Raw genomic sequence first — 23,532 nt, 5'->3', positions numbered from 1 at the left:
CCCATGCGGGCCAGTATCTTTACCGCACGCCTAGCGGGGCGTGATAACGATATCCACGCGACGGTTCAGGGCGCGCCCGGCGGCGTCGAGGTTCGAGGCCACGGGCTGGTCCTCGCCGCGCCCGAAGGACACCACGCGTGAGGCCGGCACCCCGTTCTGCAACAGGATCGACGAGACTGCATTGGCGCGCCGCTGGGACAGGTCCTGGTTATAGGCAGCAGAGCCCGTGTTGTCCGTGTGGCCGATCACCTGCACGGTCGTTTCCGGATACTCCAGCAGGTTGCCCGCGAGCGCCACCAGATCCGCCTGCAATGTCGGCTGCACCACGGTGCTGTCCACGGCAAAGAGAATGTCCTGGGGCAGGGTCACGATCAGCTCGGAGCCGGTGTTGACGATCTTCACCGCGTCATTGTTCAGGTCTTCTTCGAGCGCTCGCGCCTGCCGGTCCAGCGCGTCGCCAATGGCCGCGCCCACGCCCGCGCCGAGCACGGCGCCCACAAGCGCTTTGTCCCGGCTCTCGCCCGCGCCGATGGCGGCCCCGATCAGACCTCCAATCGCGGCACCGGTGGCCAGGTTGCTGTTATCCTCGCTCACGGTGCAGGCCGACAGGGTCAGCGCGCCGGTGGTAATCAGGATCAGGGGGGTGCGTAGGGGCATGTGTACTCGTCCTCAGGCGGTTGTTTCCCAGCATATCGGGACAGTTGGCGGTGTTATTCAATAGCCAACGCCCAAAACCCGCGTGATTTGGCGCGGAACTGCCGGAGAAATCGCGCCAAGCGGGGTCAACTGGCTTCTGCGAGCTGGGCTGCCTCCTGCGCGAGCATGGCGCGTTTCACCGGAAGGCCCCAATGGTATCCGCCCAGCCCGCCGGATTTGCGCAAGGCGCGGTGGCAGGGGATGAGCCAGCTGACCGGGTTGCGTCCCACGGCAGTGCCCACGGCGCGCACGGCCTTGGGTGATCCGATGGCTTGGGCAATCTCGGAATAGGTGGTGACGTGGCCCGAGGGGATGCGCAGCAACGCCTCCCAGACCTTGATCTGAAACGGCGCTCCAATCAGGTAGAGCGGCGCTTTGGCCAGATCGCCGTCCTCGGCCCCAAAGGCTGCCAGCGCCCAGGGGCGCAGCCCCATCGGATCCTCCACATAGTCCGCATTGGGCCAGCGCGCGACCATATCCTCCATCGCCGATTCAGTCCCGGTCTCGGAGGCAAAGGCGATCCCGCAGATCCCCTTGTCTGTCCCCATCACCAGAGCGAGGCCAAAGGGGCTGTCGAACCAGCCCCAGCGAATGGTGAGCCCCGCGCCCTTGCGGGCGAACTCCCCGGGGCTCATCGCCTCCCAGGTGACAAAGAGATCATGGAGACGCCCCGACCCCGAGAGCCCCAGCTCATCCGCCGCCTCCAGGGTGGTGAACCGCTCGGCGAGCAGAGACTTCGCATGATCGAGGGTCAGGTATTGCTGGTAGCGTTTGGGCGAAACCCCGACCCAGGCGGAAAACGTGCGCTGCAGATGGGCCGGGCTAAGCCCGATCCGGGTCGCCAGATCCTCCAGCGGCAATGGCGCGCCGCCCGCCGCATCGATCTCGTCGATCGCGCGGCGGATCACACCATAATGGTAGCGGTCGTCATGGATGGGGTCGGTCATGATTTCGGTCTTGGCCGGGTCGGACATCGTAAGCCTCCTGTTGGGCTCAAGCTAATCCGCTCCACCCCGCCTCGCGACCCGAATTTTGCGCATTTGCGCCGCTTGCCCCGAGGCCGCGCATTGGGCATACGGGCTCGGATGGCCAAGCAACTCGATTACCACACGATCCGCGAGATCTTTACCCGGTTCCAGACCGCCGAGGCGGAGCCGAAGGGCGAGCTCAACCATGTGAACGCCTATACGCTGGTGGTGGCCGTGGCCCTGTCCGCGCAGGCGACCGATGCGGGGGTGAACAAGGCGACCGACGCGCTCTTCAAGATCGCCGATACACCCGACAAGATGCTGGCGCTCGGCGAAGAGGGCGTGATCGAGCAAATCAAGACGATCGGGCTTTATCGCAACAAGGCCAAGAACGTCATCAAGCTCAGCCGCATCCTTGTGGAGGAGTATGGCGGCGAGGTGCCGAATTCCCGTGCCGCGCTGGAAAGCCTGCCAGGGGTGGGCCGGAAAACCGCAAATGTGGTGCTGAACATGTGGTGGGGCCATCCGAGCCAGGCCGTAGACACCCATATCTTTCGCGTCGGCAACCGGACGGGCATCTGCCCGGGCAAGGATGTGGTCGCCGTGGAACGCGCCATCGAGGATCACATTCCGGTGGATTTCCAGCACCACGCCCATCACTGGCTGATCCTCCACGGCCGCTATATCTGCAAGGCGCGGAAACCGGCCTGTGGCGCCTGCCTGATCCGCGATCTCTGCCCGTTTGAGGACAAGACCGAATGAGCCGGATCAATGTGGCCTCAGGCTCGCCCATGGAGCCGGTGATAGGGTTTTCGCGCGCCGTGCGGATTGGCGAGATCGTCGCCGTCGCGGGCACCGCACCGATTGCCGAGACCGGCGGGACGGCTTGCCCGGGTGATGTCTATGGCCAGACCAGGCGATGCCTCGAGATCGGGCTCGCCGCGCTTGCTGAGGCCGGGGCGCGCCCCGAGGATGTGCTGCGCAGCCGGATCCTTTTGACCGATGCCGAGACATGGCAGGAGGCTGCCCGCGCCCATGGCGAGGTCTTCGGTGATATCCGCCCGGCCTGCACCTTCATGGAAGTGAGCCGTTTCATCGACCGCGATTGGCTGGTCGAGACCGAACTAGATGCTGTCGTAAAGGATCCCGCCCTATGACCCACCCGTTTCAGGTTGTCGGCATCGGCAACGCCATCGTCGATGTGCTCGCCCAGACCGATGACAGCTTTCTCGACCACATGGGGATCGAGAAGGGGATCATGCAGCTGGTCGAACGCTCCCGTGCCGAGATGCTCTATGCCGCCATGTCAGACCGGGTGCAGGCGCCGGGAGGGTCTGTGGCGAACACTCTGGCGGGGCTGGGAGAGCTCGGCCTCCGCTGCGCCTTTATCGGGCGGGTGAAGGATGATGCGCTGGGCCGGTTCTATGCCCAGGGGATGGAGGCCGAGGGCACGGCCTTCCCGAACCCGCCGCAAGCGGATGTGGAGGCGCCCACCTCGCGCTCGATGATCTTTGTCACCCCGGATGGGGAGCGGTCCATGAACACCTATCTTGGTGCGGGCGCGGATCTGGGGCCCGAGGATGTGGCCGAGGACGTGTTCGACAAGGTGGGGCTCTTGTTCCTCGAAGGCTATCTCTTCGACAAGGTTCCGGGGAAGGCTGCCTTCGAGGCCGCGGCGCGCTTTGCGCGTACGGCAGGCGGGCAGGCAGGGATCACCCTGTCCGATCCGTTCTGCGTCGACCGGCACCGGGCGGACTTCCAGCGGCTTGTGGCCGATGAGCTGACCTTCGTGATCGGCAATGAGCATGAATACAAGGCGCTCTACCAGACCGAGGATCTGGACACGGCGCTCGCGCAAGCCTCGGCGGTCTGTGAGCTGGTGGTCTGTACCCGATCCGGCGACCCGGTCGTGGCCCTGCGCGGTACGGAGCGGGCGGAGGTGTCGGTCAATCGGGTGGTGCCTGTGGATGCGACAGGGGCTGGAGACCAGTTTGCCGCCGGGTTCCTCTATGGTTTGGCGACGGGTCAGACGCTCGAAACCTGCGGGCGCATGGGTGTGATCGCCGCGGCCGAAGTGATCAGCCATTTTGGCGCACGCCCGAAAACGGATGTCCGCGCCCGCTTTGTCTCAGAGGGGTTGCTTTAGCTCTGAACAAAGCGGAGCGCCTTCGGCGCACATGATGTTTTCCGCCCCGTGCCGGGGCGGGGGCCTGCGGCGGGGATATTTCAGGACTTAAGAAAAGAGAGTTTGGGAATTCATTGTTCCCCAAATACTCAAATCCCTAGCCGTGCCGCGCCGCGACGGTCTTGAGTTGCGAGAACCCGTAAAGCGCCTCGAACCCTTTCTCCCGTCCGTGCCCTGATTTGCCGACCCCGCCAAAGGGCAGCTCGACGCCGCCGCCTGCGCCATAGGTATTGAGAAAGACCTGCCCGGCGCGGAGACGTTTGGCGAGGCGCATCTGGCGCCCGCCATCCCGGCTCCAGACCGCGGCGACGAGGCCGAACTCGGTGCCATTGGCGATCGCGACGGCCTCATCCTCGGTCTCGAAAGGCAGCAGGATCTGTACGGGGCCAAATATCTCCTGCTGGGCGAGCGCGTGGTCCGGCTCCATACCGGAGAGCAGATGCGGCACGACATAGGCGCCGGTCTCGGGCGCGTCTGGGCTGAGCACACCCTTGGCGCGGATATGGGTCGGGTCGGCCAGCGCGAGCATTTCCGTCACGCGGGCCTTCTGGCGGGCAGAGATCAAGGGGCCGACCTTGGGGTCGCTCCGTGCCGGGCCCACAGTCAGGCCGCCATAGGCTTCGGCCATGCGGGTCGCGACCTCTTCGAAAATCGACGCCTCGATCAGGATCCGGGAGGCGGCAGAGCAGGTCTGCCCGGCATTCTGGATCCCGGCATTGACGAGAAAGGGGAGGGCGGCGTCGAGATCCGCATCGGCGAAGACCAGTTGCGGGGATTTGCCGCCCAGCTCCAGTGTCACGGGGGTGATTTGGGTCGCCGCCGCGGCCTGCACCGCGCCGCCCACGGGAACCGAGCCGGTGAAGCTCATATGGTCGACGCCGGGATGGGCGCTGAGGGCAGCCCCTGCCTCAGGACCCAGGCCCGGTACGACATTGAGCGCGCCCGGGGGCAGGCCCGCTTCTTCGGCGAGCCTGGCAAAGGCCAGAGCTGTCAAACAGGCTTCCTCGGCGGGTTTCAACACGCAGGCGTTGCCCATGGCGAGGGCCGCCCCGACCGAACGCCCGATGATCTGCATCGGGTAGTTCCAGGGCACGATATGGCCGGTCACCCCATGGGGCTCGCGCAGGGTATAGACCGTGTAGCCTTCCATATAGGGAATGGTTTCGCCCATGATCTTATCGGCGGCCCCGCCATAGAATTCCAGATACCGCGCCAGAGCCAGCGCATCCGCCCGGGCCTGGCCCAAAGGTTTGCCCACATCGCGGGCTTCCATCTCGGCGAGCCTGTCCGCCTCGCGCAGGACCAGCGTGCCGAGGCGGCTGAGCAAGCGGCCCCGTTCGGTGGCGCTGTGCCTGCCCCAGTCGCCGTCGAGCGCGGCCTGTGCTGCTGCAACCGCTCGGTCGATATCAGCCGCACCGCCGCGCGCGATCTCGGCCAAATGGCTGCCATCGGATGGGTCGATCAGGGCCACTGTCTCGCCGCTGGCGCAGGGGCCCCAAGACCCGCCGATCAGGATCTCATGGGGCAGAAAGCCCGGGTCATAGGTCATGTCAGTGCTCCTCCAGTCAGTCGGCGGTCCGCTGAGCCTTGGGCCGCGCTGTCGATCCTGTCGTGTTTGGCCAGCCATTCATCTGGATGGTGTGCGAGATTGCGGTTCCTCGGCCCATGGGCGATGCAGCTTCTCTGAAGCCCGATCTTGCCGAACCCAGTCGACTCCTTACCGGCGGTGGGCCCAGTCTTGCACCCCACTGCGGGTCCCGGTTGGATCAAGATCGAGGCTCCCGCGGCGATTTCCGAGGCGCCGCATTTGTTTGCATGTCGTATGCCCGTATTCGAGAGAATTCTCGTTCTGTTGCTTGTCCGACGAACCAGTCTGCGGCCGGACGATGGCCAAAAGCGACCAGATTGCGATGCGCATTGACGGGCATGCAAACGCTGGGGCTCCTGTCCTTCTCGTGAACCGCGAGGGCCGAGCGGGGATTGGCCTCAACTGCAGCAACGCTCCTGTTGCCGCGGCTTGCGCAGGCGTAACTGCACCACATGACCCAGGGTTCGGACGGAGCGGTGATCGTGTCTCTCAGAGGGGCGAAGGTCTGCATGGGGCGAGCCTAGGCTGGCAACCTGGGCTCCACAAGCAGGCCTATCCGTTGCGTTTGGCTCTGCGCGCCCCATTTCTAATCATGAGTTGGCAAAGCAGCAAAAAAGGGGAGATCCATGGCGGTTCTGCGGGTTGGCGTGTTGGTTTTTCTGGTGCTGGCAGTGGCGCATATCCTGCTGGCCATGCTACAGCGGTCACGCAAGTCGGCGGAGCTGGAGGAGCGCTGGCTGGCGGAGGGGCGTCCCGGTACATGGGAGGCCTATGAGAAGGATGGCCTTGCGCCCCTGGAGCGGTCGCTCCGGCAGAGGTTGATCTGGGGTGTGTATGCGTTTCCGGTGGCGGTGATCGGTCTGCTGGCGCTTTTGACGAATTGGGATTGAGATGTTTTGGACCTATCTGCGCTGGACGCTGAAACTGATCCTCTTGGTGTTGATCGGTGGGCTGCTGCATTACGTGCTGCCCCAGCATGATGTGGTCCGCATGGTGGATGCCTATGAGCGGCGCGTGGATTTCACGGATAACAACCGGTTGTTCTGGGCCCAGCCCGATAGCGGCGCGCCCATGGCCGATAGCCGGGATGTGCGCTTCATCGATGCGGTGCGGCCCAATGGGCGCGAGATCGTCTATCGCAACGAGGATACGGGCTGGGGCTGGCCGTTCTATTTCAAGTTTGATTCCAGCGATGTGAATGCGCGTGCCAAGGATCTGGTCTCCGAGGCGGATGCGCCGACCTGGGTGATCGTGCGGCATTACGGGTGGCGGTCGAACTTCTTCTCGATCTTCCCGAATGCGGTGGCTGTGAAAGTCACGGATTCGCCGGATCCGACGATCATTCCGTGGTTCAATATCGCGTTCTTCCTGGTGCTGGCGCTGATCGCGCTGCGGATCTGGCGCTGGTGGGCGAATTTCCATGAAGCGCGGATCGAGCCGATCGTGGATGACATGGTGATCGCGATGCACCGGGCCGATGACCGCGCCGATGCCACCAAGGGGCGGATGCGCCGCTGGTGGGACAAGGTCCGCGGCAAGGCCTGAGGTCTTTCACCCCCCTTGGCGGGGGGCGGGGGCGGTCCCCCCGACCCCGCGGACCCGCCCAGAAGCCCTTCGGCTCAGCACTCGGAACCGCCAGAAACAGAGCGTGTCCGCGCCTTCGCCGCGGGCGAAGGCGCCCAGGATCACGCGCCGTAGGGCACCCAGATGGTCTTCGTCTCGGTTGCTTCGGCCAGAAAAGTTCGGGCATCGGCTTTGGTCCAATCCCGCGCCGTTCCATGGCACACCCAGCTGCGCTTGAGGTTCCCGGCGGCCTCTGCCTCGATCTGCGCCGAGATCTCCGCGCCCGAGAAGTTCCAGACCGCATCGACCCCGAGATGGCTCGCGAGAGGCTTGGCCAGCGCCTCGGGCGACCCGGTCACGATATTGACGACCCCGGCGGGCACATCGGACGTATCCAGCACCTGATAGAGGTCCGTCACGGCCAGCGGGAACGGGAAGGAGGGCACCAGCACCAGCCGGTTCCCCATGGCCAGCGTGGCCCCAAGGATCGAGACGGCCCCCAGAAGCGGCGCGTCCTCCGGCGCAAAGGCTCCGATCACCCCGACCGGTTCCGGCATGGCCAGCGCCACACCGCGCAGGGGCACAGGCTTGACCGCCCCGTCATACTTGTCCGCCCAAGCCGCATAGGTGAAGAGCCGGTCCACCGAGGCCGCGACCTCCGCCTTGGTCGCAGGCTCCCGCGCGCCCGTCATCTCCTTGAGTCGGGCTGCGAACTCGTCGGCCCGCGCCGAGAGGTTTTCGGCCACGTAATAGAGGATCTGCGCCCGCAGATGCCCGGTCGTCCGGCCCCAGCTGGCGGCCCCGGTCGCAGCTTCCACGGCGTTGCGGATATCCTTGCGGTTGCCCTCGGGCGCATGGCCCAGAAGCCGCCCCTTGGGCGACCAGATGGCCCGGGAATAGCCGCTATCAGGCCGGGCCTGCTTGCCGCCGATATACATCTTGGCCGTCCGGTCGATCCCGTCTGCCTTGGGCGCAGCGGGTGCTGCCACCGGCGCGCGCGGCTTCAACGGCTTGGTGTCGTCCTTGGACCGGGTATAGGCCCGCAGGCCCTCCCAGCCCCCTTCGCGGCCAAACCCGCTCTCCCGGACGCCGCCAAAGCCCGCCGCCGCGTCAAAGAGGTTCGTGGCATTGACCCAAACCACGCCCGCCGCGAGCTTGGGAGCAATATCCAGGGCGCGGTTGATATCCTCGGACCAGAGCGTTGCGGCCAGCCCATAGCGCGTGGCATTGGCCACTTGCAGCGCCTCCGCCGGCGTGCGGAAGGTCGTGGAGACCAGCACCGGGCCAAAAACCTCGTCCCGCATCAGCGGATCCGCCGGGGACAAGCCGGTGATCAGGGTCGGAGGGTAGTAGGCCCCCTCTGCAGGCACCGCGCCGGGCTGATGCACCGCGCCACCGCTGCTGGCCACCATGGCCGCAACCTTGGCGCAGTGGGCCGGATCGACCATCGCCCCCACATCGATGCACTTATCAAGCGGATCGCCAATGCGCAGGGTCTCCATCCGGGCGCGCAGTTTGTCATGGAACGCCTCTGCGATCCCCTCCTGCACGAGCAGCCGCGAGCCCGCGCAGCAGACCTGCCCCTGGTTGAACCAGATCGCATCCACCAGCCCTTCGACCGCTGAATCGAGATCCGCGTCTTCGAAGACGATGTAAGGAGATTTCCCCCCCAGCTCGAGCGTCAGCGCCTTGCCTGTGCCCGCCGTCGCGCGCCGGATCTCGCGCCCCACCTCGGTGGAGCCAGTGAAGGCGATCTTGTCCACATCCGGATGCGCCACCAGCGCCGCCCCGGTCGCGCCATCCCCCGTGACGATGTTCACCACACCGGGCGGCACCCCCGCCTCGCCGCAGATCTCGGCAAAGAGCAGCGCCGTAAGCGGTGTCCACTCGGCTGGTTTCAGAACCACCGTGTTGCCCATGGCCAGGGCCGGCGCGATTTTCCAAGCGAGCATCAGCAGCGGGAAGTTCCACGGCACGATCTGCCCGCAGACACCCAGCGGCGCGCGATCGGGCAGCTCCTCCTCCATCAGGGCGGCCATGCCCGCATGGTAGTAGAAATGCCGCTGGGCGAGGGGGATGTCGATATCCCGGCTTTCGCGGATGGGCTTGCCATTATCGAGCGTCTCGAGCACCGCAAAAAGCCGCGCGTGTTTCTGCAAGAGCCGCGCCAGCGCATAGAGCACCCGCGCGCGCCCGGCGCCGCCGAGCTTGGCCCAGCCCGGTTGCGCCTTGCGCGCGGCGGCAACAGCCGCGTCCACATCCGCGACGCTGGCTTGCGTGACCTGTGCGAGCTCCTGCGCACGGGCCGGATTGGCCGTGGCAAAGGTCTTCCCCGCGGCCAGGAACGCGCCGCCGATAAAGCAGCCAAAGACCCTGTCATGGGCGTCCAGCCAGGCCTTTGCGGGGCCGTCATCCTCCGGTGCCGGGCCATACTCCATCGTCTCGAAGATCTCCTTGATCGTCATTGCGCAGGCCCCTTCATTGTTCCCCAAATACTCATAACCCGCCCTCACCCAAGCGCGTGCCGGTGGGCCGCGGAATAGGCCCCGGTGACATGATGCTCGAGCTGCCGCTCGATATCCCCCAAAAGCGAGGAGGCGCCGAAACGGAAGAGATCCGGCTGCAGCCAGCGATCCCCGAGCTCCTCCTTCAAAAGGCTCAGATAGACCAACGCGTCCTTCGCCTTGGAGATCCCGCCCGCAGGCTTGTAGCCCACCTTGATGCCCGTCGCGGCCTCATAGTCGCGGATCGCGCGGATCATTGTCAGGCTCACGGGCAGGGTCGCGTTGACCCCTTCCTTGCCGGTTGAGGTCTTGATGAAATCCGCGCCTGCCATCATGCAGATCAGGCTGGCCCTGGCCACGTTGCCGAGGGTCCCAAGCTCCCCTGTCGCCAGGATTGCCTTCACATGGGCCGGTCCGCAGGCCGCGCGAAAGGCGCGCATCTCGTCATAGAGTGCCTGCCAATTCCCGGTCAGGACGTGGCGGCGCGAAATGACGATGTCGATCTCGTCGGCTCCGGCGGCCACGCTCTCCTCGATCTCGGCCACGCGGAGATGAAAGGGCGAGAGGCCGGCGGGAAACCCCGTAGAGACCGCCGCGACCGGAATGCCCGAGCCCTCAAGCGCCTCGACGGCCACTTCGACCATGTCGTGATAGACGCAGACCGCGCCGGTGGTGATCGGTCCCATCCCGAGGGCGTTCAGGATCTCGGGATCCACGGGCTGACGCGCCTTGGCGCAGAGGCGCTGCACACGGCCCGGTGTGTCATCGCCCGCAAGGGTCGTCAGATCAATCAGGGTGATCGCCTTGAGGAGCCAGGCTGCCTGATAGTCCTTCTTGACCGACCGCCGCCCGGGCAGGGTCGCGGCCCGACGCTCCACGGCGGAGGTATTCACCGCAACCGCGCGCACCCAGTCGAGATCGAGCGCCATGCCCGGATTGCGCGGTAAACCGGCCTCCGGCAAATGCGCGCGGTGCAAGTCAACCTGCTGGCCTGTGGTGGTGGGGCCGGGTTCGGTGTTGCTCACGATAGGGTCTCCTGCTGCTTGGACTGAGGCTGACACGGGGCGCGGAGGGGCGCAAGCGCGCCGCGACGTCCCGGCGGCTCTCGGCGTTCGGTGGCGCGGTCCGCTGCGCGCCCCGCGCGGACGCGCCCACACGACCGGGTTCGCCCCCTTCCGGGCAGGACGGTCCAGTGATGCGGGTCCCCGCGGTCCGCATGCGGACCGCGCCGGGGGATCTCACTTTGCGCGCTTCGGCGGTTGCACGATGTCGCGCCGATGGGCGCGCCTCCATTTGGCCGGGGGCGCGCCGTGATGGGCTTTGAAGAGGGCGTGAAAGTGACTGGGCGTCTCAATACCGCAGGCCTCGGCCACCCGGGTCAGGCTCAGATCGGTCCCGGTCATCAGCCGCGCTGCATGGGCCATCCGCCGGGCATTGATCCATTCTGTCGGTGTTGCCCCCAGATGCGCTCGGAAACTGCGCGCCAGATAGGCCGGAGACTTCCCGGCGATCTCGGCCAAGGCGGCGGGACCACGGGCAAAGACGGCCGGGTCCTCCGCCGCGCGCAGGGTGCGCGTCAGCCACCCCGGCAAGCCGCCGGGCAGTGCGGGCAGGGGGCGCAGGATCCGCGTGTGCAGCTCCAGCAGCAGCGCTTCGATCGCGAGCTGGCTCCGGGGCCCCGCCTCGAGCCGCGCGAGCGCCTGGGTCATCATGGCGGCCTGATCCGCATCAAGGTTCAGGGTCACGGGCCGCGCCCCATCGCTCCAGAACGTGCGCCCTGCCAGCTCCGGGTAGCGCGCAACCAGATGCGCGAGGCTGTCCGGCGCCACCAGCACATTCACCAGCTGCGCGGGCCCGCTCAGCCCGTGGCGGTCCTGCGGTCGGACAAAGCACAGGGCCCGAGGGTCCAAGGACATCCGCGTGCCGTTGATCCGGTGCTGCACACTCCCGTCGGTCACATAGAACAGCTCATGGAAATCCTGCCCATGGGGCGCAGGACTTGGCCCCTCCCCAAGCGTCACGCGAGCAAAGTGAAAGGCGGTGGGTGGGCTCAGATAGTCCCGGTGGCGCAGGGTCAGAGACATGAGAAGGTCAATGCAGAGGAGGTTTAGGGAAAAATAGCGCGAGAATAGTCGCAGGAACAGAGGAATACTGGGCCGCGAAAGGATCCCCCATGCTTGACACATCGCCCGATCTCTCCTTCGCGCCGGTTCAAACACCGCACCCCCGTACGCTCAGCCCCGACCAGATCGCGCACTACAATCGCGAAGGGTATCTGACGGGGCTCCGGGCCTTCTCGCCCAGCCAGGCCGAGGCCAATCGCGTCACATTCGACGGGCTGCTTGCCGGACTTGGTCGCGACGGGGCCTATGCGATCAACTGCTACCAGGCCCGTGCCCAGGCGATCTGGGACCTTTGCACGGCCCCGGCGATTCTCGATGTGGTCGAGGATCTGGTCGGGCCCAACATCGTCTGCTGGGCCTCACATTTCTTCTGCAAGCTGCCCGGGGATCCGAAACATGTGCCCTGGCACCAGGACGCGGCCTTCTGGCATCTGGCTCCGGCGCGGACGGTGACGGTCTGGCTGGCCATCGACGACACCGATGCGGAAAATGCCGCAATGCAGTTCATCCCGCGCAGCCATGACAAGGGCGCGCTGGACTGGCGGGCCTCGGAAGGCGGCGTGCTCAACAAGGAGCTTGTCGAGACCGAGAGCCTCGGCGCGCCGGTGACCAACGCCCTGCGCGCGGGGGAGATGTCGGTCCATGCGGATATGCTGGCCCATGGCTCGGCGCCCAATCTCAGCGCGCGCCGCCGCTGTGGTCTGACGATCCGCTATTGCCCGCCGGAGGTGCGGATGACCGACGCCGCCTGGGCCCAGGGGGTCGAGGCGATCCTCTGCCGGGGCACGGACCCGTCGGGCCATTGGCGCCACCATGCCCGGCCCCGAGGCAATGATGTCTCGCCGGAAAACAGCCCCCGAAATCTAGGCGGCAACTAGGGCGCTGACGTCGGAGCCGCGCTCAGACCCGCGACAGGAGCAGCCCGCCTGCCACCATGAGGACCGCGAGGATCCGGGTTGGGCTGATCTCGCGAGCAGCCATGCCAAAGGCGCCGATCGCATCGAGGATCAGGGCCGCGATCAGCTGGCCGAAGACCAGAGCCGCCACGAGAGAGACGACCCCGATGCGGTCCGCGCTCCAGGCGGCCGCGCAGACATAGATCGCGCCGAGGGCGCCGCCGGTCCAGGCCCACCAGGGCAACGGGGCGAGCGCCTCCCAACTGGGCACGGTGCCCCGGGCCAGGGTGATCGCGCTGAGCACGATGAAGCCCACGCCGAAAGAGATCGCAGCGGTGGCCACCGGATCGCCGGCGCTGCGGGCGAGAGTTGCGTTGATCGGGGCTTGGGTCGCAATGCCCGCGCCCCCCAGGGCGACGGCCCCGAGGGCGAGCCAATAGGTGATGCTCATGATGGGTGTCCTTTTCTCTGCGCAGAGAGAACCACGTTGCGCGCGAGGGCACTAGGTCTGACGAAGAGGCTTGCTTTGATCCGGGCGCTATGGTTCATTCACGGTGTTTGCATACCTATGCAAAAATCTCGCGCACCGACTTTGGGAGGGGAAGGGCGTTCATGAATATCACATGGTTTGGCCATGCGGCGTTCCGGCTGAGCGATGCCAAGGGCTCGGTCATCACGGACCCCTATACGCCCGAAGGCGTGGGCTATGCGCCCATCACCGAAAGCGCCGATCTGGTGGTCATCTCGTCTGATGACGATGACGCCCATTGCCGGGCGGACCTGATCCCCGGCGCGCCTGCGGTGTGTAACGCGCTCAATGTGGCGCTGGATCATGGCGGGGTTCAAACCGTGGCCGGGCGCGAGATCCGCGCGGTCGAAGCCGCGGAATGGGAGCATCACCCCCGCGGTGTGCCAGGCCAGAACGGAATGTACCGGTTCGAGATGGACGGGATGCAGATCGCCCATATGGGCGATGTGGGAAACCCGCTCACCGAGGATCAGATCGCGTTTTTCGAAGATGTGGATGTCCTTTTGGCGCTGGCGGGCGGGTATCTGACCATCGAGTTGCCGGATCTGATGACGATGATCCACAAGGCCAAGCCGAAGTTGGTGATCCCGATGCATTTCCGCACGCTCACCTACCGGCCCCGTAACACCATGTGGATCGAGAGCTTTTTGAGCCATTTTGACGACGGGCAGGTGGATTTCGCCTTCGGCGCCCATGCGGAGATTACCAGATCGGACCTGACCCCGGACACACGGGTGCTTGTCATGGACTATGTGCGACCGGAAGGCTGACCGCAGGGGTTGATCCTCGGCGGAGCTGCGACATTCTGTCAAGCGTCCACCCTTTTAAAACAACCGGCACCCAAGCCGGATCACGACAACAGGAGAACAGATATGACCCTCAGACGCAGCTTGCTTTCGATCTCGATTGCGGCGCTGGCCGCCACCAGCGGGGCCGCCCTGGCTCAGGATGTGGCCCGCGAGGATACGGTGATCTTCGATCTCGACCGAACCATCAAGGATCCTGAGAATTTCAACTGGTTCACCCCCGGCACCAAGCGCATGCATGGCGCGCATCAGGCCATGTGGGAGCCGCTCTTCATCCTGAATTACGGCACGGGCGAGCTCGACCCCTGGCTGGCCAGCGGGTTTGAGGGCAATGACAGCAATGACGTTTTCACGATCTCACTGCGCGAAGGTGTGGAATGGTCCGATGGTGAGGCATTCAACGCTGATGACGTTGTTTTCACTGTCTCCATGGCCCTTGAGAACAGCGAGATTTCCTCGCGCGAGGCCGCAACGATCCGGGCCCAGGTGGCCTCTGTGGAGAAGGTCGATGACCTGACCGTGCGGTTTACTCTGAACGCGCCCAACCCGCGCTTCCTTGTCGAGAATTTCGGGGTGCGGATCTTTGGCTCCTTTCTGATCATGCCGGAGCATGTCTGGAACGGGCAGGACCCGGCGACCTTCGCCTTCTTCCCGCCCATCGGGACCGGGCCCTATACGTATACGTCCAGCGCCACGAACCGGGCGATCTGGGACCGCAATGATGATTGGTGGGGCGCAAAGTCGGGCTTCATGGATCTGCCCGAGCCCCAGCGCCTGATCTGGCTGGAGACCGGCGGGGAGGAGAGCCGCGCGCAGCTCATGGCGACGAACCAGCTCGATGCGTCCCAGAACGTGTCGGTCGGGACATTTGAGGCGATCAAGTTCCAGAACCCGGCGGTGATCGCCTGGTACCCGGACTACCCTTACGCGGCCGCCGATCCCTGTGCGCGCCAGCTGGAGATCAACACCACCATCGCGCCCTGGGACAACGCCAATATGCGCAAGGCCGTGGCGATGATCATCGACCGCAACCAGATCGTGAATGTGGCTGCCGAGGGGGCGACGGTCGCCTCGGAGACGATGTTCGCGCAGTATGGTTCGATGGCGCCCTTCATCGATGCAGTAAAGGCGGCGGGCTTTGGTCTGTCGGATGCGCCGGATCTCGACGCGGCGGCGGCGCTGATCGAGGGCGAGGGCTGGGCCAAGAATGGCGACGGGCTCTATGAGAAGGATGGTGAGGTCCTGAGCGTGGATATCCACGTGAACTCCGCCTCCACCGAGTACACCCGCACCATCGATGTGATCGCCGAGCAGCTGACCCGCGCGGGCATTCAGGCCAAGTCGGTGCCCGTGGAAAACGGGGTGTTCTGGGGCGAGGTCCTGCCTTTTGGCGGGTTCGAGATGTCCTATAGCTGGCTCTCTTGCGGGTCGGTGAACGAGCCTTGGGCCTCCATGGGGCGCTATACGGTGAAGGATGTGGTGCCCGTGGGCGAGCGGAGCCCCGGGTTCAACAACACCTCGCGCTGGGATGGTCCGGGCGCCGAGGCCTATAGCGCGCTGGTGGACAAGATCGGCGGGCTGCCCCTGGGGGATCCTGAAGTGCCGACGCTTGTCGCCGAGGCCTATCAGTATCTCGATGCGGAGGTGCCGTTTATCCCGCTCGTGCAGTCGGCGAAGCTTTTGCCGATGAACACGACCTATTGGACCGGTTGGCCGACCTCTGAGAACTATTACAACCACCCGTTCTTCTGGTGGAACCACACGCATCAGATCATTCACAACCTCGAGAAGGCGAACTGATCTGAGAGAATGCCCCGGGCGGGATGGTCCTGCCCGGGGATGTATCCAAGGGAGAGGACCCATGTCCGACAGATCCACATCCGAGATCGGGCGCTTTTTTGAAGAGAATGGCTATTACCACGCAAAGGGCCTGCTGAGCGCAAGCCAGTTGGCTCCGTTGGCCACGGATTTTGACCGTATCGTCGGGCAGTTGTTGCGCTCTGGCGAACAGGTGGATGCCACATGGGAGGGTGACGAGACCGCTCGTCTGGCCCGGGCCGGCGACAAGATCCTGCACACCCATAATGTGCAGAAGTATTCCCGTAGCTGGCTCAACGCCTTTCTCGATGACGGGTTTCTCGATGTCGCCGAAGAGATCCTTGGCCCCGACATCGTGCTGCACCATTCCAAGCTCTTCCAGAAACCGGCGGAGGCCGGGGCGCCTTTTCCCATGCATCAGGACTGGCCCTATTTCCCGACCGAGCAGGACCGGATGATCGCGGCGATTGTCCATGTGAGCGATGCCACGGATGAGATGGGCTGCCTGCGGGTTTACCCGGGCTCTCACAAGCTGGGCCGGATCGAGGGGGCCGATGGGCGCCAGTCCAACGCCACGCTCGACCGATATCCGATCGAGGAGGCCAAGATCCTCGAGGCCAGGGCCGGGGATGTGGTGTTCTTTCACTATCTGACCCTGCATGGCTCCATGCCGAACCGATCGGACCGGACCCGCAAGACCGTGCTGGTACAGATGTATGACGGTCAGGACCGGGTGGTGGAAGGCAACACCCATCCGGACGAGCGCATGGTTCTGCGCGGCTGGAACCACCACGCGAGCCGCGCGAGCGCTGCAGCCGCCTGAGGCGCGACGGCGGGACGCCGCGCGGCGTCCTGCACATCACTTTGAGAGGGGGGAGGGCTGCCATGTTTGGCATTCCACGGAGCTATCTGCTCAACCGCACGATCACCTTCGTGCTGACGGTCTTCATCGCGGCGACGCTGATCTGGCTGATCCCGCGGTTCTCCCCCGTGGACCCGGCGGAGATCATGCTCAGCCGTATGGCGGCCGGGGGCGGCGCGGTGGCCGATAGCGAGGCGATCCTCGCCCAGCTGCGCGCGGATTTCGGGCTGAACGATCCGCTGATCGTGCAGTACCTCAAATACATGGGCAACCTGCTGACCTTCAATCTCGGGATCTCCACCGCATCCTTCCCGACCCCGGTTTCCGTGCTGATCGCGCAGGCGCTGCCCTGGACGCTGGGCCTGATGATCCTGTCGGTGGTGATCACCTTCCTCATCGGCAACGCGCTGGGCGCCTTCATGGTCTGGGAGCGGACGCCGAAGATCTGGAAGGTGGTGATCCCGACCTTCATGATCTTCACCTCGATTCCGCCGATCCTGTCGGGGCTGCTGCTGATGTATATCTTCTCGATCACGCTGCGGTGGTTGCCGCTCACGGGCAGCTACGGCTTGACGGTGGAGCCCGGCTGGGACTGGGCCTTCATCTCCTCGGTGATCGAACACGGCACGCTCCCTGCGCTCTCGATCATCGTGGTGACCTTCGGCTTCTGGACCCTCGGGATGCGCGGGCTGATGATCTCGGTGCAAGGGGAGGACTACGTAAACCTCGCCAAGGCCAAGGGCCTCAAGCCGCGCTATGTCCTTTACAAATACATGGTTCGGAATGCGATCCTGCCGCAGATCACCGCCTTCGCCCTCAAGATCGGGCTGCTGGTCTCCGGCCAGATCCTGGTGGAGCGGATCTTTGGCTATAATGGGATGGGCAAGCTCCTCTATGACGCGATCCTCGATCAGGACTTCGCCGTTATTCAAGGGGTCAGCTACATCATCATCCTGATGACCGCGCTTTCGGTCTTCCTCGTCGATCTGATCTATCCGCTGATCGACCCGCGGATCCGTCTGTCCGAGGAGGCCGCGGCATGACCGACTCCGTCAACCAGCAAACGGCCGAGGCCAATGCCGCCCCGGTCTCGCGCTTCAATCGCTTCGACAATCCGTGGTTCAATCCCAAGCTCCTCTGGGGCGTCGGCATCCTGCTGGTGATCATCCTTGGCGGGATCATCGGGCGGATGGTCTGGGATACGGACCTGGTCTTCACCGGCTCCACGCCGCTGAAACTGCCGCCGCTCGGGTTTGAGAACCTGCGCCGTCAGGAAGGCGTCGCGGAATTCCCGCTTGGCACCGACGGGGCCGGGCGCGACATGCTGGCGATGCTGATCATCGGCACGCCCAACACCCTGATGATCGGCGCGATTGCCTCGATCATCGGCATGAGCCTCGGGATCTTCCTCGGCTTCTCCGCCGGGTTTGTCGGGGGCCGTGTGGATGACACGATCCGCGTGCTCTCGGACGTGATGATCACGATCCCGCCGCTCCTGATCCTTGTGGTGTTCCAGTCGGCCTTCGGAGACGTAAGCCTTGTGATGATGGCCTTCCTGATCGCGGGCTTCATGTGGCAATCCCCTACGCGCCTGATCCGGGCGCAGGTCCTGTCCATGAAGCGCTCGGGCTATGTGCAGATGGCGCAGCTCTCGGGGGCCTCGACCTTCCACATTATGTTCAAGGAGATGTTGCCGAACCTGATCCCGTACCTCTTCGGATCCTTCATCGCCAACGTGACCACCGCCATCGTCACCGCCGTGGGGCTGGAGGTCCTGGGCCTCGGCCCGCAGCGGATCCCGACCCTGGGCCGGGTGATCTATGACGCGATCAATTCCGGCGCGCTGATCCAGAACCTCTGGTGGTGGTGGGGGCTGCCCACGATGCTGCTGGCGACTATGTTTATCGCGCTTCTCTTGATCAATCTCGGCCTCGATGAGGTCTCCAACCCGCGCCTGCGCAAGATCTGAGGTCGCCTCATGAACAAACATGTCCTCGAACTCACGGATCTTTCCATCGACTTCCCCACAGCACGAGGGGTGGTCCATGCGGTCACGAAACTGTCGCTCAAGATCCGCCCGGGCATCCGGGTCGGCTTCATAGGCGAGAGCGGCTCGGGCAAGACCACCACGGCGCTCTCGGTGATGCGGATGCTCGGCGGCTCGGGGCGCGTGGCCAGTGGCGCCATCCAGCTCGGCGAGACGGATATGCTCGCGCTCAGCGAGGAAGAGATGCGCCTGACCCGGCTCAGCCGCGTCAGCTACATCCCGCAAGGGGCGATGAATTCGCTGAACCCGATCATGCGGATCGAGAACCAGATCTGGGACGGCATCATCGCCCATGAGGGCAAGACCGATGCGGCGGAGCTGAAGCGCCGCTCGGATGCCTGCCTTGAGAGCGTCGGCCTGCCGGCGCGGACCGGGCGGCTTTACCCGCATGAGCTCTCGGGTGGGATGAAGCAGCGGGTCTGCATCGCGCTGGGCGTGTCCCTGAACCCGGAACTGATCATCGCGGATGAGCCGACCTCGGCCCTCGACGTGGTGACCCAGCGCCATGTGATGCAGACGCTGAAAGATGTGCAGGCGCGGATTGGCTCCGGTCTGATCCTGATCGGGCACGATATGGGGCTCATGGCGCAATCGGTGGATGAGCTTGCGGTGCTCAAGGACGGTGTGCTGGTCGAGCATGGCTCGGTGCAGCAGATTCTCGAGGCGCCCGAGCATCCCTATACCAAGCAGCTGATTTCCTCGGTGCCCTTGGTGGGTGGCGAGAGTTTTCTCGATGCCGAGGTCGGTGCCGCGCCGGTCAAACGCGGCAAGGAAGGCGTGCCGCTTCTGGAGTTCAAATCCGTTTCAAAGGTCTATGGAGACGTCACCGCGCTCCATCCGATGAGTTTCGCGCTGGATGGCGAGAAGCCGAAGATCATCTCGATTGTCGGGCAGTCCGGTTCGGGCAAATCGACCATGGGCAGCCTGATGCTGGGGTTCAATCCGCCAAGTTCGGGGCAGGTCCTTTTTGAGGGGGACGACATCGCCAAACACTCCGCCGCCGAGCGGCTGGAGTTCCGCAAATCCGTGCAGGCGGTGTTCCAGGACCCCTATGCCTGCTTCAACCCGTTCTACCGGGTCGATCACGCCCTGAAGTTTCCCTATAAACGCTTCGGCCTTGGTTCTTCGGACGCCGAGGTTGAGGCTAAGATGATCGAGGCCTGCGAGGCCGTGGGGCTTGACGGGCAGCTCATCCTGCGCCGCTTTCCCCATGAGCTCTCGGGCGGACAGCGTCAGCGCCTGATCGTGGCCCGCGCGCTCATGCTGGAGCCGAAGCTGCTCATCGCCGATGAGCCGGTCTCCATGGTCGATGCCTCGCTGCGCGCGACGATCCTCAAGAACATCTACGACCTGAAGGACCGCTACGGCATCTCGATCCTCTATATCACCCATGACCTCGCCACGGCCTACCATGTGAGCGACTACGTGATGGTGCTTTATCACGGCCATGTGGTTGAGGCGGGCCCGCCGAAACAGGTGATTGGTGACCCGCAGCACCCCTATACCCAGATGCTGATCGAGGCGATCCCGTGGCCGGATCTCGGGCGCGACTGGGGCCATGCAGATGAGGCGGCGGATGCGGCCCGTCTGGCCGAAATCGCGCGCTCGACCGAGACGGTGATCCGCGGGGAGGTGCCGGGATTTGTTCTCTCTTAACCTGGGCCGCGCTATGAGCGGAGGGCCTGAGGGGGCCGGGACCGAAAGGCATGACAGGAGCCCATGAAGCACCAGATTTTCTGGACCGAGCAAAAGATCCTCAGCCGTTTGCCGCTGATCACGCCGCTGGTCCATCGCCGCGCCTCTCTGATCCCGCCCTTTCGCTACCTGCCGCTGTCCGGCCCCTTGGCCGACGCCCCGGTGGGCGCGGATGTGGATGCCTCCGGCTGGGATGAGATCCCCTTTGACAGCTATTGGGGCGATTGGAGCCAGGATTTCGTCCTGCGCTCGGAGTTTGCCGTGCCCGATGGGTTTGGCGCCCATGGTCCGGTTGCGCTGCACCTGCCGCTTGGGGTTGCGGGGGATATTTTCTGCCACCCGGAGGGGCTTGCCTATATCGACGGGGTGAGCTGCGCCTCGGCGGACCGGCAGCATCACGAGATCTATCTGGATCCGGGGCTCTGCGACGGGGCGCGTCACACGCTCGCGCTCCATGGTTGGACGGGGCTGAGCGGTTGGCCCCCCGACCGCAACTCCAAACAGAAGCTCTTCATGAAGCCCTGCGCCGTGGTCGAGATCGACACGCCCACGCGGGAGCTTGTGGCGCTCGTGACCCGCGCGCTCGACGTGGCAGGGCATATGGAGGAGGGCAACACCGCGCGGGGCCGTATCCTGCGGGCGCTGGATCTCTGTTTCAAGGAGCTCGACACGCGCGACCCGATCCGCTCGGACGCCTTCTATGACAGTGTGCCCGGCGCGCTTGCGGTGTTTCGCGACACGCTTGCCGGGTATCGCGGCGAGATGGAGGTCGACATCCTCGCCATCGGCCACGCCCATATCGACATCGCCTATCTCTGGCAGGTGGATCAGACCCGGCGCAAATGCGGGCGCAGTTTCTCGAACGTTCTGGCCCTGATGGAGGAATACCCGGACTACCATTTCAGCCAGTCCCAGCCCGTGCTCTACGAGATGACCGCCGAGGACTATCCGCAGGTCTTCGAGGGGATCAAGGCGCGTGTGGCCGAGGGCCGGTGGGAGCCCATGGGGGGCATGTGGGTCGAGCCCGATTGCAACCTTGCAGGCGGTGAGAGCCTTGTGCGGCAACTCATGTACGGGCGGCGCTATTACGAGGACCAGTTCGGCGAGGGGGCCGAGACTCCCGTGCTCTGGCTGCCCGATACGTTCGGGTTCACCGCCGCCTTGCCGCAGCTGATGAAGCAGGCCGGGATGAAATGGTTCGTGGCCAATAAGCTGAACTGGAACCAGTATAACCAGATGCCGAACCAGCTCTTCTGGTGGGAGGGGATCGATGGCTCCCGCGTGCTGAGCCATTTCCTGACGACGCCCTCGACCGTGCAATACCTGCCCCATCCCACGACCTACAAGGCGGAGATGACCGCGCGCGAGGTCTTTGGCACATGGGAGAATTTCCGTCAGAAGCACCTGCATCAGGAGCTGATCACCTGCTTCGGCTACGGCGATGGTGGCGGCGGCCCGACGCGGGAGCTGATCGATGCGGCGCGGGCCTATGATGCGCTGCCGGGCACGCCGCGGGTCCGGATGGGCAAGGTGCGCGATTTCTTTGAACGGGTGGAGGCCGAGGTCGCCCATGACCTGCCCACCTGGTCCGGGGAGTTTTATCTGGAGCTCCATCGCGGCACTCTGACAAGCCAGGCGCGGATCAAGCGGGCCAATCGCAAGGCGGAGATCCTGCTCCATGATGTGGAGTTTCTGGCGAGCCTCGCCGGGTTGACCACGGGGGCGGAGTACCCCGTCGCCGCGCTGGAGGAGGCGTGGAAGCTCGTGCTGCTCAACCAGTTCCATGACATCCTGCCGGGGACCTCGATCACCGAGGTTTTCGCGGATGCGGAGCGGGATTATGCGAAGGTGATGGAGACGGGCACGGCCCTGCGGGAGGCCGCATTGACGGCGCTGGGCACGCAGATGCCCACAGAGGCCGAGGTCATGGCCGTGAACCCCACGGGGTTCTCGGTGGATCGGATCGGCTGGATCGGGGCGGCGGTCTCGGGCCTCGCGGATTTGCGCTCGGGTCGGGTCTTGCGGACCCAAGGGGTGGAGGGCGGCACGCTGATCGACCTGCCGGCTCTGCCGGGCTATGCGGCGCTTGGCCTTGGCCCGTCGGAGGAGGCGCCGGAGCCGACTGAGCTCCGGATCACCGAGTTCCCCGATGGCGCGGTGCTTGAGAATGATCTGATCCGGGTGCATGTGGCGCCAAACGGCCAGCTGGTCTCTGTTTTTGACAAGACCGCCCTGCGGGAGGTGCTGGCCGAGGACGCCTTTGGCAACCAGCTTCTGGCCTTTGAGGACAGGCCCATGGTTTGGGACGCCTGGGATATCGACATCTTCTACGAGGATCGCTGCGAGGTGATCGACGCGCCCGTGCGCTTCGAGATCACCGAACGCGGCCCGCTGCGCGCAAGCCTTGAGGTGGAACATCACTGGCGCGGCTCCACCATCACCCAGCGGATCTGCCTGCATCACAACTCCAAGCGGATCGAGTTCAAGACGGAGGTGGACTGGCAGGCCTCCCACATCCTGCTGAAATGCGCCTTCCCGGTCGCGGTCTTCAGCCCGCGCGCGACCTATGACATCCAGTTCGGTAATACGGAGCGGAGCACCCATTCCAACACCAGTTGGGACTGGGCGCGGTTCGAGAGCGTGGGGCATAAATGGGCGGATCTGAGCGAGGGCAATTACGGCGTCGCCCTGCTCAACGATTGCAAATACGGCTATGATATCCGCGATAATGTCATGCGGCTCAGCCTGCTGAAATCCGCGACCATGCCGGATCCCGAGCAGGATCAGGGCCGCCATGAGATGACCTATGCGCTGCTCCCCCATGAGGGGAATTGGCGCTCGGATGTGACCGAGAGCGGCTATGTCCTGAACAATCCGGTTCTGTGCCGTCCTGTGTCGGGCGGGCAGGGGGCCGCGCCTTTGGTCCAGATGGTGGGCGTATCGGGCTTCTCGACCGTGGTCGAGACGGTCAAGCAGGCCGAGGATGGGCGTGGCTATATCGTGCGGATCTTCGAGAATGAGCGCACGCGCGGGCCGGTGGATCTGCGGTTTGGGTTCGATGTGGCGGAGGTGCGGAAGGTCACCATCCTCGAGGCGGATCTGGGGCCTGTCGCGCTGCGGGACCGCGTCGCGACCGTGGATCTGACGCCCTATGAGATCGTCTCGCTGCGGGTGGTGCCGGTCGGCGTTTGAGGGCGGGTGTGGAGGGGGGGCGGGCCCCCCCCCCCCCGCCCGGGCGCCCCCCGCGGATTT

The 23,532-nt window shown here is 64.9% G+C and carries 20 protein-coding genes; 13 read left to right on the top strand and 7 right to left on the bottom strand.

The features are described from left to right. Positions 1–30: 30 nt before the first annotated feature. Positions 31–657 carry an OmpA family protein gene (locus tag ACP153_RS04905; RefSeq protein ID WP_424969842.1) on the bottom strand — a complete coding sequence of 209 codons (627 nt, stop codon included), beginning with the start codon at positions 655–657 and terminating at the stop codon, positions 31–33. Positions 658–782: 125 nt separating this feature from the next. Further along, positions 783–1,643, bottom strand: coding sequence for a methylated-DNA--[protein]-cysteine S-methyltransferase (locus tag ACP153_RS04900; RefSeq protein WP_424970015.1), 861 nt, complete (start codon positions 1,641–1,643; stop codon positions 783–785). Positions 1,644–1,781: 138 nt separating this feature from the next. On the opposite strand from ACP153_RS04900, the gene nth reads away from it, so the two are divergent. From nth to ACP153_RS04885, 3 genes are read left to right on the top strand one after another with little or no spacing between them, the layout of a single operon-like run. Further along, a complete protein-coding gene (nth, locus tag ACP153_RS04895) occupies positions 1,782–2,426 on the top strand; it encodes an endonuclease III (RefSeq protein ID WP_424969841.1) in 645 nt (214 codons plus the stop codon). Then, entirely contained in the window at positions 2,423–2,821 is a 399-nt protein-coding gene (locus tag ACP153_RS04890; RefSeq protein WP_424969840.1) for a Rid family hydrolase, read from the top strand. Before nth ends, ACP153_RS04890 begins: the two co-directional genes overlap by 4 nt. After that, a complete protein-coding gene (locus ACP153_RS04885; protein ID WP_424969839.1) occupies positions 2,818–3,810 on the top strand; it encodes an adenosine kinase in 993 nt (330 codons plus the stop codon). The genes ACP153_RS04890 and ACP153_RS04885 overlap by 4 nt, the downstream gene beginning before the upstream one ends. 136 nt (positions 3,811–3,946) lie before the next feature. Here ACP153_RS04885 and ACP153_RS04880 read toward each other — a convergent pair whose 3' ends face one another. Next, the gene (locus ACP153_RS04880) at positions 3,947–5,398 is read right to left on the bottom strand and encodes an aldehyde dehydrogenase family protein (RefSeq protein WP_424969838.1); all 1,452 of its coding nucleotides are present in this window, start codon (positions 5,396–5,398) and stop codon (positions 3,947–3,949) included. 665 nt (positions 5,399–6,063) lie between these two features. Between ACP153_RS04880 and ACP153_RS04875 the strand changes: the two genes are divergently transcribed. Further along, positions 6,064–6,327: a hypothetical protein gene (locus ACP153_RS04875; protein WP_424969837.1), complete on the top strand. Its 264-nt coding sequence runs from the start codon at positions 6,064–6,066 to the stop codon at positions 6,325–6,327. Between the two features lies 1 nt (position 6,328). Then, entirely contained in the window at positions 6,329–6,982 is a 654-nt protein-coding gene (locus tag ACP153_RS04870) for a DUF1523 family protein (RefSeq protein WP_424969836.1), read from the top strand. Positions 6,983–7,122: 140 nt separating this feature from the next. Here ACP153_RS04870 and ACP153_RS04865 read toward each other — a convergent pair whose 3' ends face one another. From ACP153_RS04865 to ACP153_RS04855, 3 genes are all read right to left on the bottom strand, one after another. Further along, positions 7,123–9,465, bottom strand: a complete 2,343-nt coding sequence (locus ACP153_RS04865) for an aldehyde dehydrogenase family protein (RefSeq protein ID WP_424969835.1) — start codon at positions 9,463–9,465, stop codon at positions 7,123–7,125. A gap of 44 nt (positions 9,466–9,509) precedes the next feature. Then, positions 9,510–10,481 carry a deoxyribose-phosphate aldolase gene (deoC, locus tag ACP153_RS04860; RefSeq protein ID WP_424970014.1) on the bottom strand — a complete coding sequence of 324 codons (972 nt, stop codon included), beginning with the start codon at positions 10,479–10,481 and terminating at the stop codon, positions 9,510–9,512. 261 nt (positions 10,482–10,742) lie between these two features. After that, entirely contained in the window at positions 10,743–11,588 is an 846-nt protein-coding gene (locus ACP153_RS04855; RefSeq protein ID WP_424969834.1) for an AraC family transcriptional regulator, read from the bottom strand. 89 nt (positions 11,589–11,677) lie between these two features. Between ACP153_RS04855 and ACP153_RS04850 the strand changes: the two genes are divergently transcribed. Further along, on the top strand, positions 11,678–12,505 hold the full coding sequence (locus ACP153_RS04850; RefSeq protein ID WP_424969833.1) for a phytanoyl-CoA dioxygenase family protein: 828 nt from the start codon (positions 11,678–11,680) through the stop codon (positions 12,503–12,505). Positions 12,506–12,527: 22 nt separating this feature from the next. Here ACP153_RS04850 and ACP153_RS04845 read toward each other — a convergent pair whose 3' ends face one another. Next, complete coding sequence (locus ACP153_RS04845; protein ID WP_424969832.1) at positions 12,528–12,974, bottom strand: DMT family transporter; 447 nt, start codon at positions 12,972–12,974, stop codon at positions 12,528–12,530. A gap of 161 nt (positions 12,975–13,135) precedes the next feature. On the opposite strand from ACP153_RS04845, the gene ACP153_RS04840 reads away from it, so the two are divergent. The 7 genes from ACP153_RS04840 (at position 13,136) to ACP153_RS04810 (ending at position 23,472) form a co-directional block, all read left to right on the top strand. Further along, on the top strand, positions 13,136–13,822 hold the full coding sequence (locus tag ACP153_RS04840) for an MBL fold metallo-hydrolase (RefSeq protein WP_424969831.1): 687 nt from the start codon (positions 13,136–13,138) through the stop codon (positions 13,820–13,822). Between the two features lie 102 nt (positions 13,823–13,924). Beyond that, positions 13,925–15,658 (top strand): ABC transporter substrate-binding protein, encoded by a 1,734-nt coding sequence (locus tag ACP153_RS04835; RefSeq protein ID WP_424969830.1) that lies wholly within the window; start codon positions 13,925–13,927, stop codon positions 15,656–15,658. A gap of 61 nt (positions 15,659–15,719) precedes the next feature. After that, positions 15,720–16,499, top strand: coding sequence for a phytanoyl-CoA dioxygenase family protein (locus ACP153_RS04830; protein WP_424969829.1), 780 nt, complete (start codon positions 15,720–15,722; stop codon positions 16,497–16,499). A gap of 62 nt (positions 16,500–16,561) precedes the next feature. Beyond that, positions 16,562–17,581 carry an ABC transporter permease gene (locus ACP153_RS04825; protein WP_424969828.1) on the top strand — a complete coding sequence of 340 codons (1,020 nt, stop codon included), beginning with the start codon at positions 16,562–16,564 and terminating at the stop codon, positions 17,579–17,581. Continuing rightward, positions 17,578–18,507, top strand: a complete 930-nt coding sequence (locus tag ACP153_RS04820) for an ABC transporter permease (RefSeq protein WP_424969827.1) — start codon at positions 17,578–17,580, stop codon at positions 18,505–18,507. The genes ACP153_RS04825 and ACP153_RS04820 overlap by 4 nt, the downstream gene beginning before the upstream one ends. 9 nt (positions 18,508–18,516) lie before the next feature. Beyond that, positions 18,517–20,241 carry an ABC transporter ATP-binding protein gene (locus ACP153_RS04815; protein WP_424969826.1) on the top strand — a complete coding sequence of 575 codons (1,725 nt, stop codon included), beginning with the start codon at positions 18,517–18,519 and terminating at the stop codon, positions 20,239–20,241. 63 nt (positions 20,242–20,304) lie between these two features. Next, on the top strand, positions 20,305–23,472 hold the full coding sequence (locus tag ACP153_RS04810) for an alpha-mannosidase (RefSeq protein WP_424969825.1): 3,168 nt from the start codon (positions 20,305–20,307) through the stop codon (positions 23,470–23,472). The last annotated feature ends 60 nt before the right edge of the window (positions 23,473–23,532 follow it).

It is taken from the genome of Dinoroseobacter sp. S76 (assembly GCF_049801095.1).
In the GTDB taxonomy this organism is placed as follows: Bacteria; Pseudomonadota; Alphaproteobacteria; order Rhodobacterales; family Rhodobacteraceae; genus Dinoroseobacter.
The sequence above is the reverse complement of the archived record's forward strand: the minus strand, read 5'-3'. Positions and strand labels throughout refer to the sequence as shown.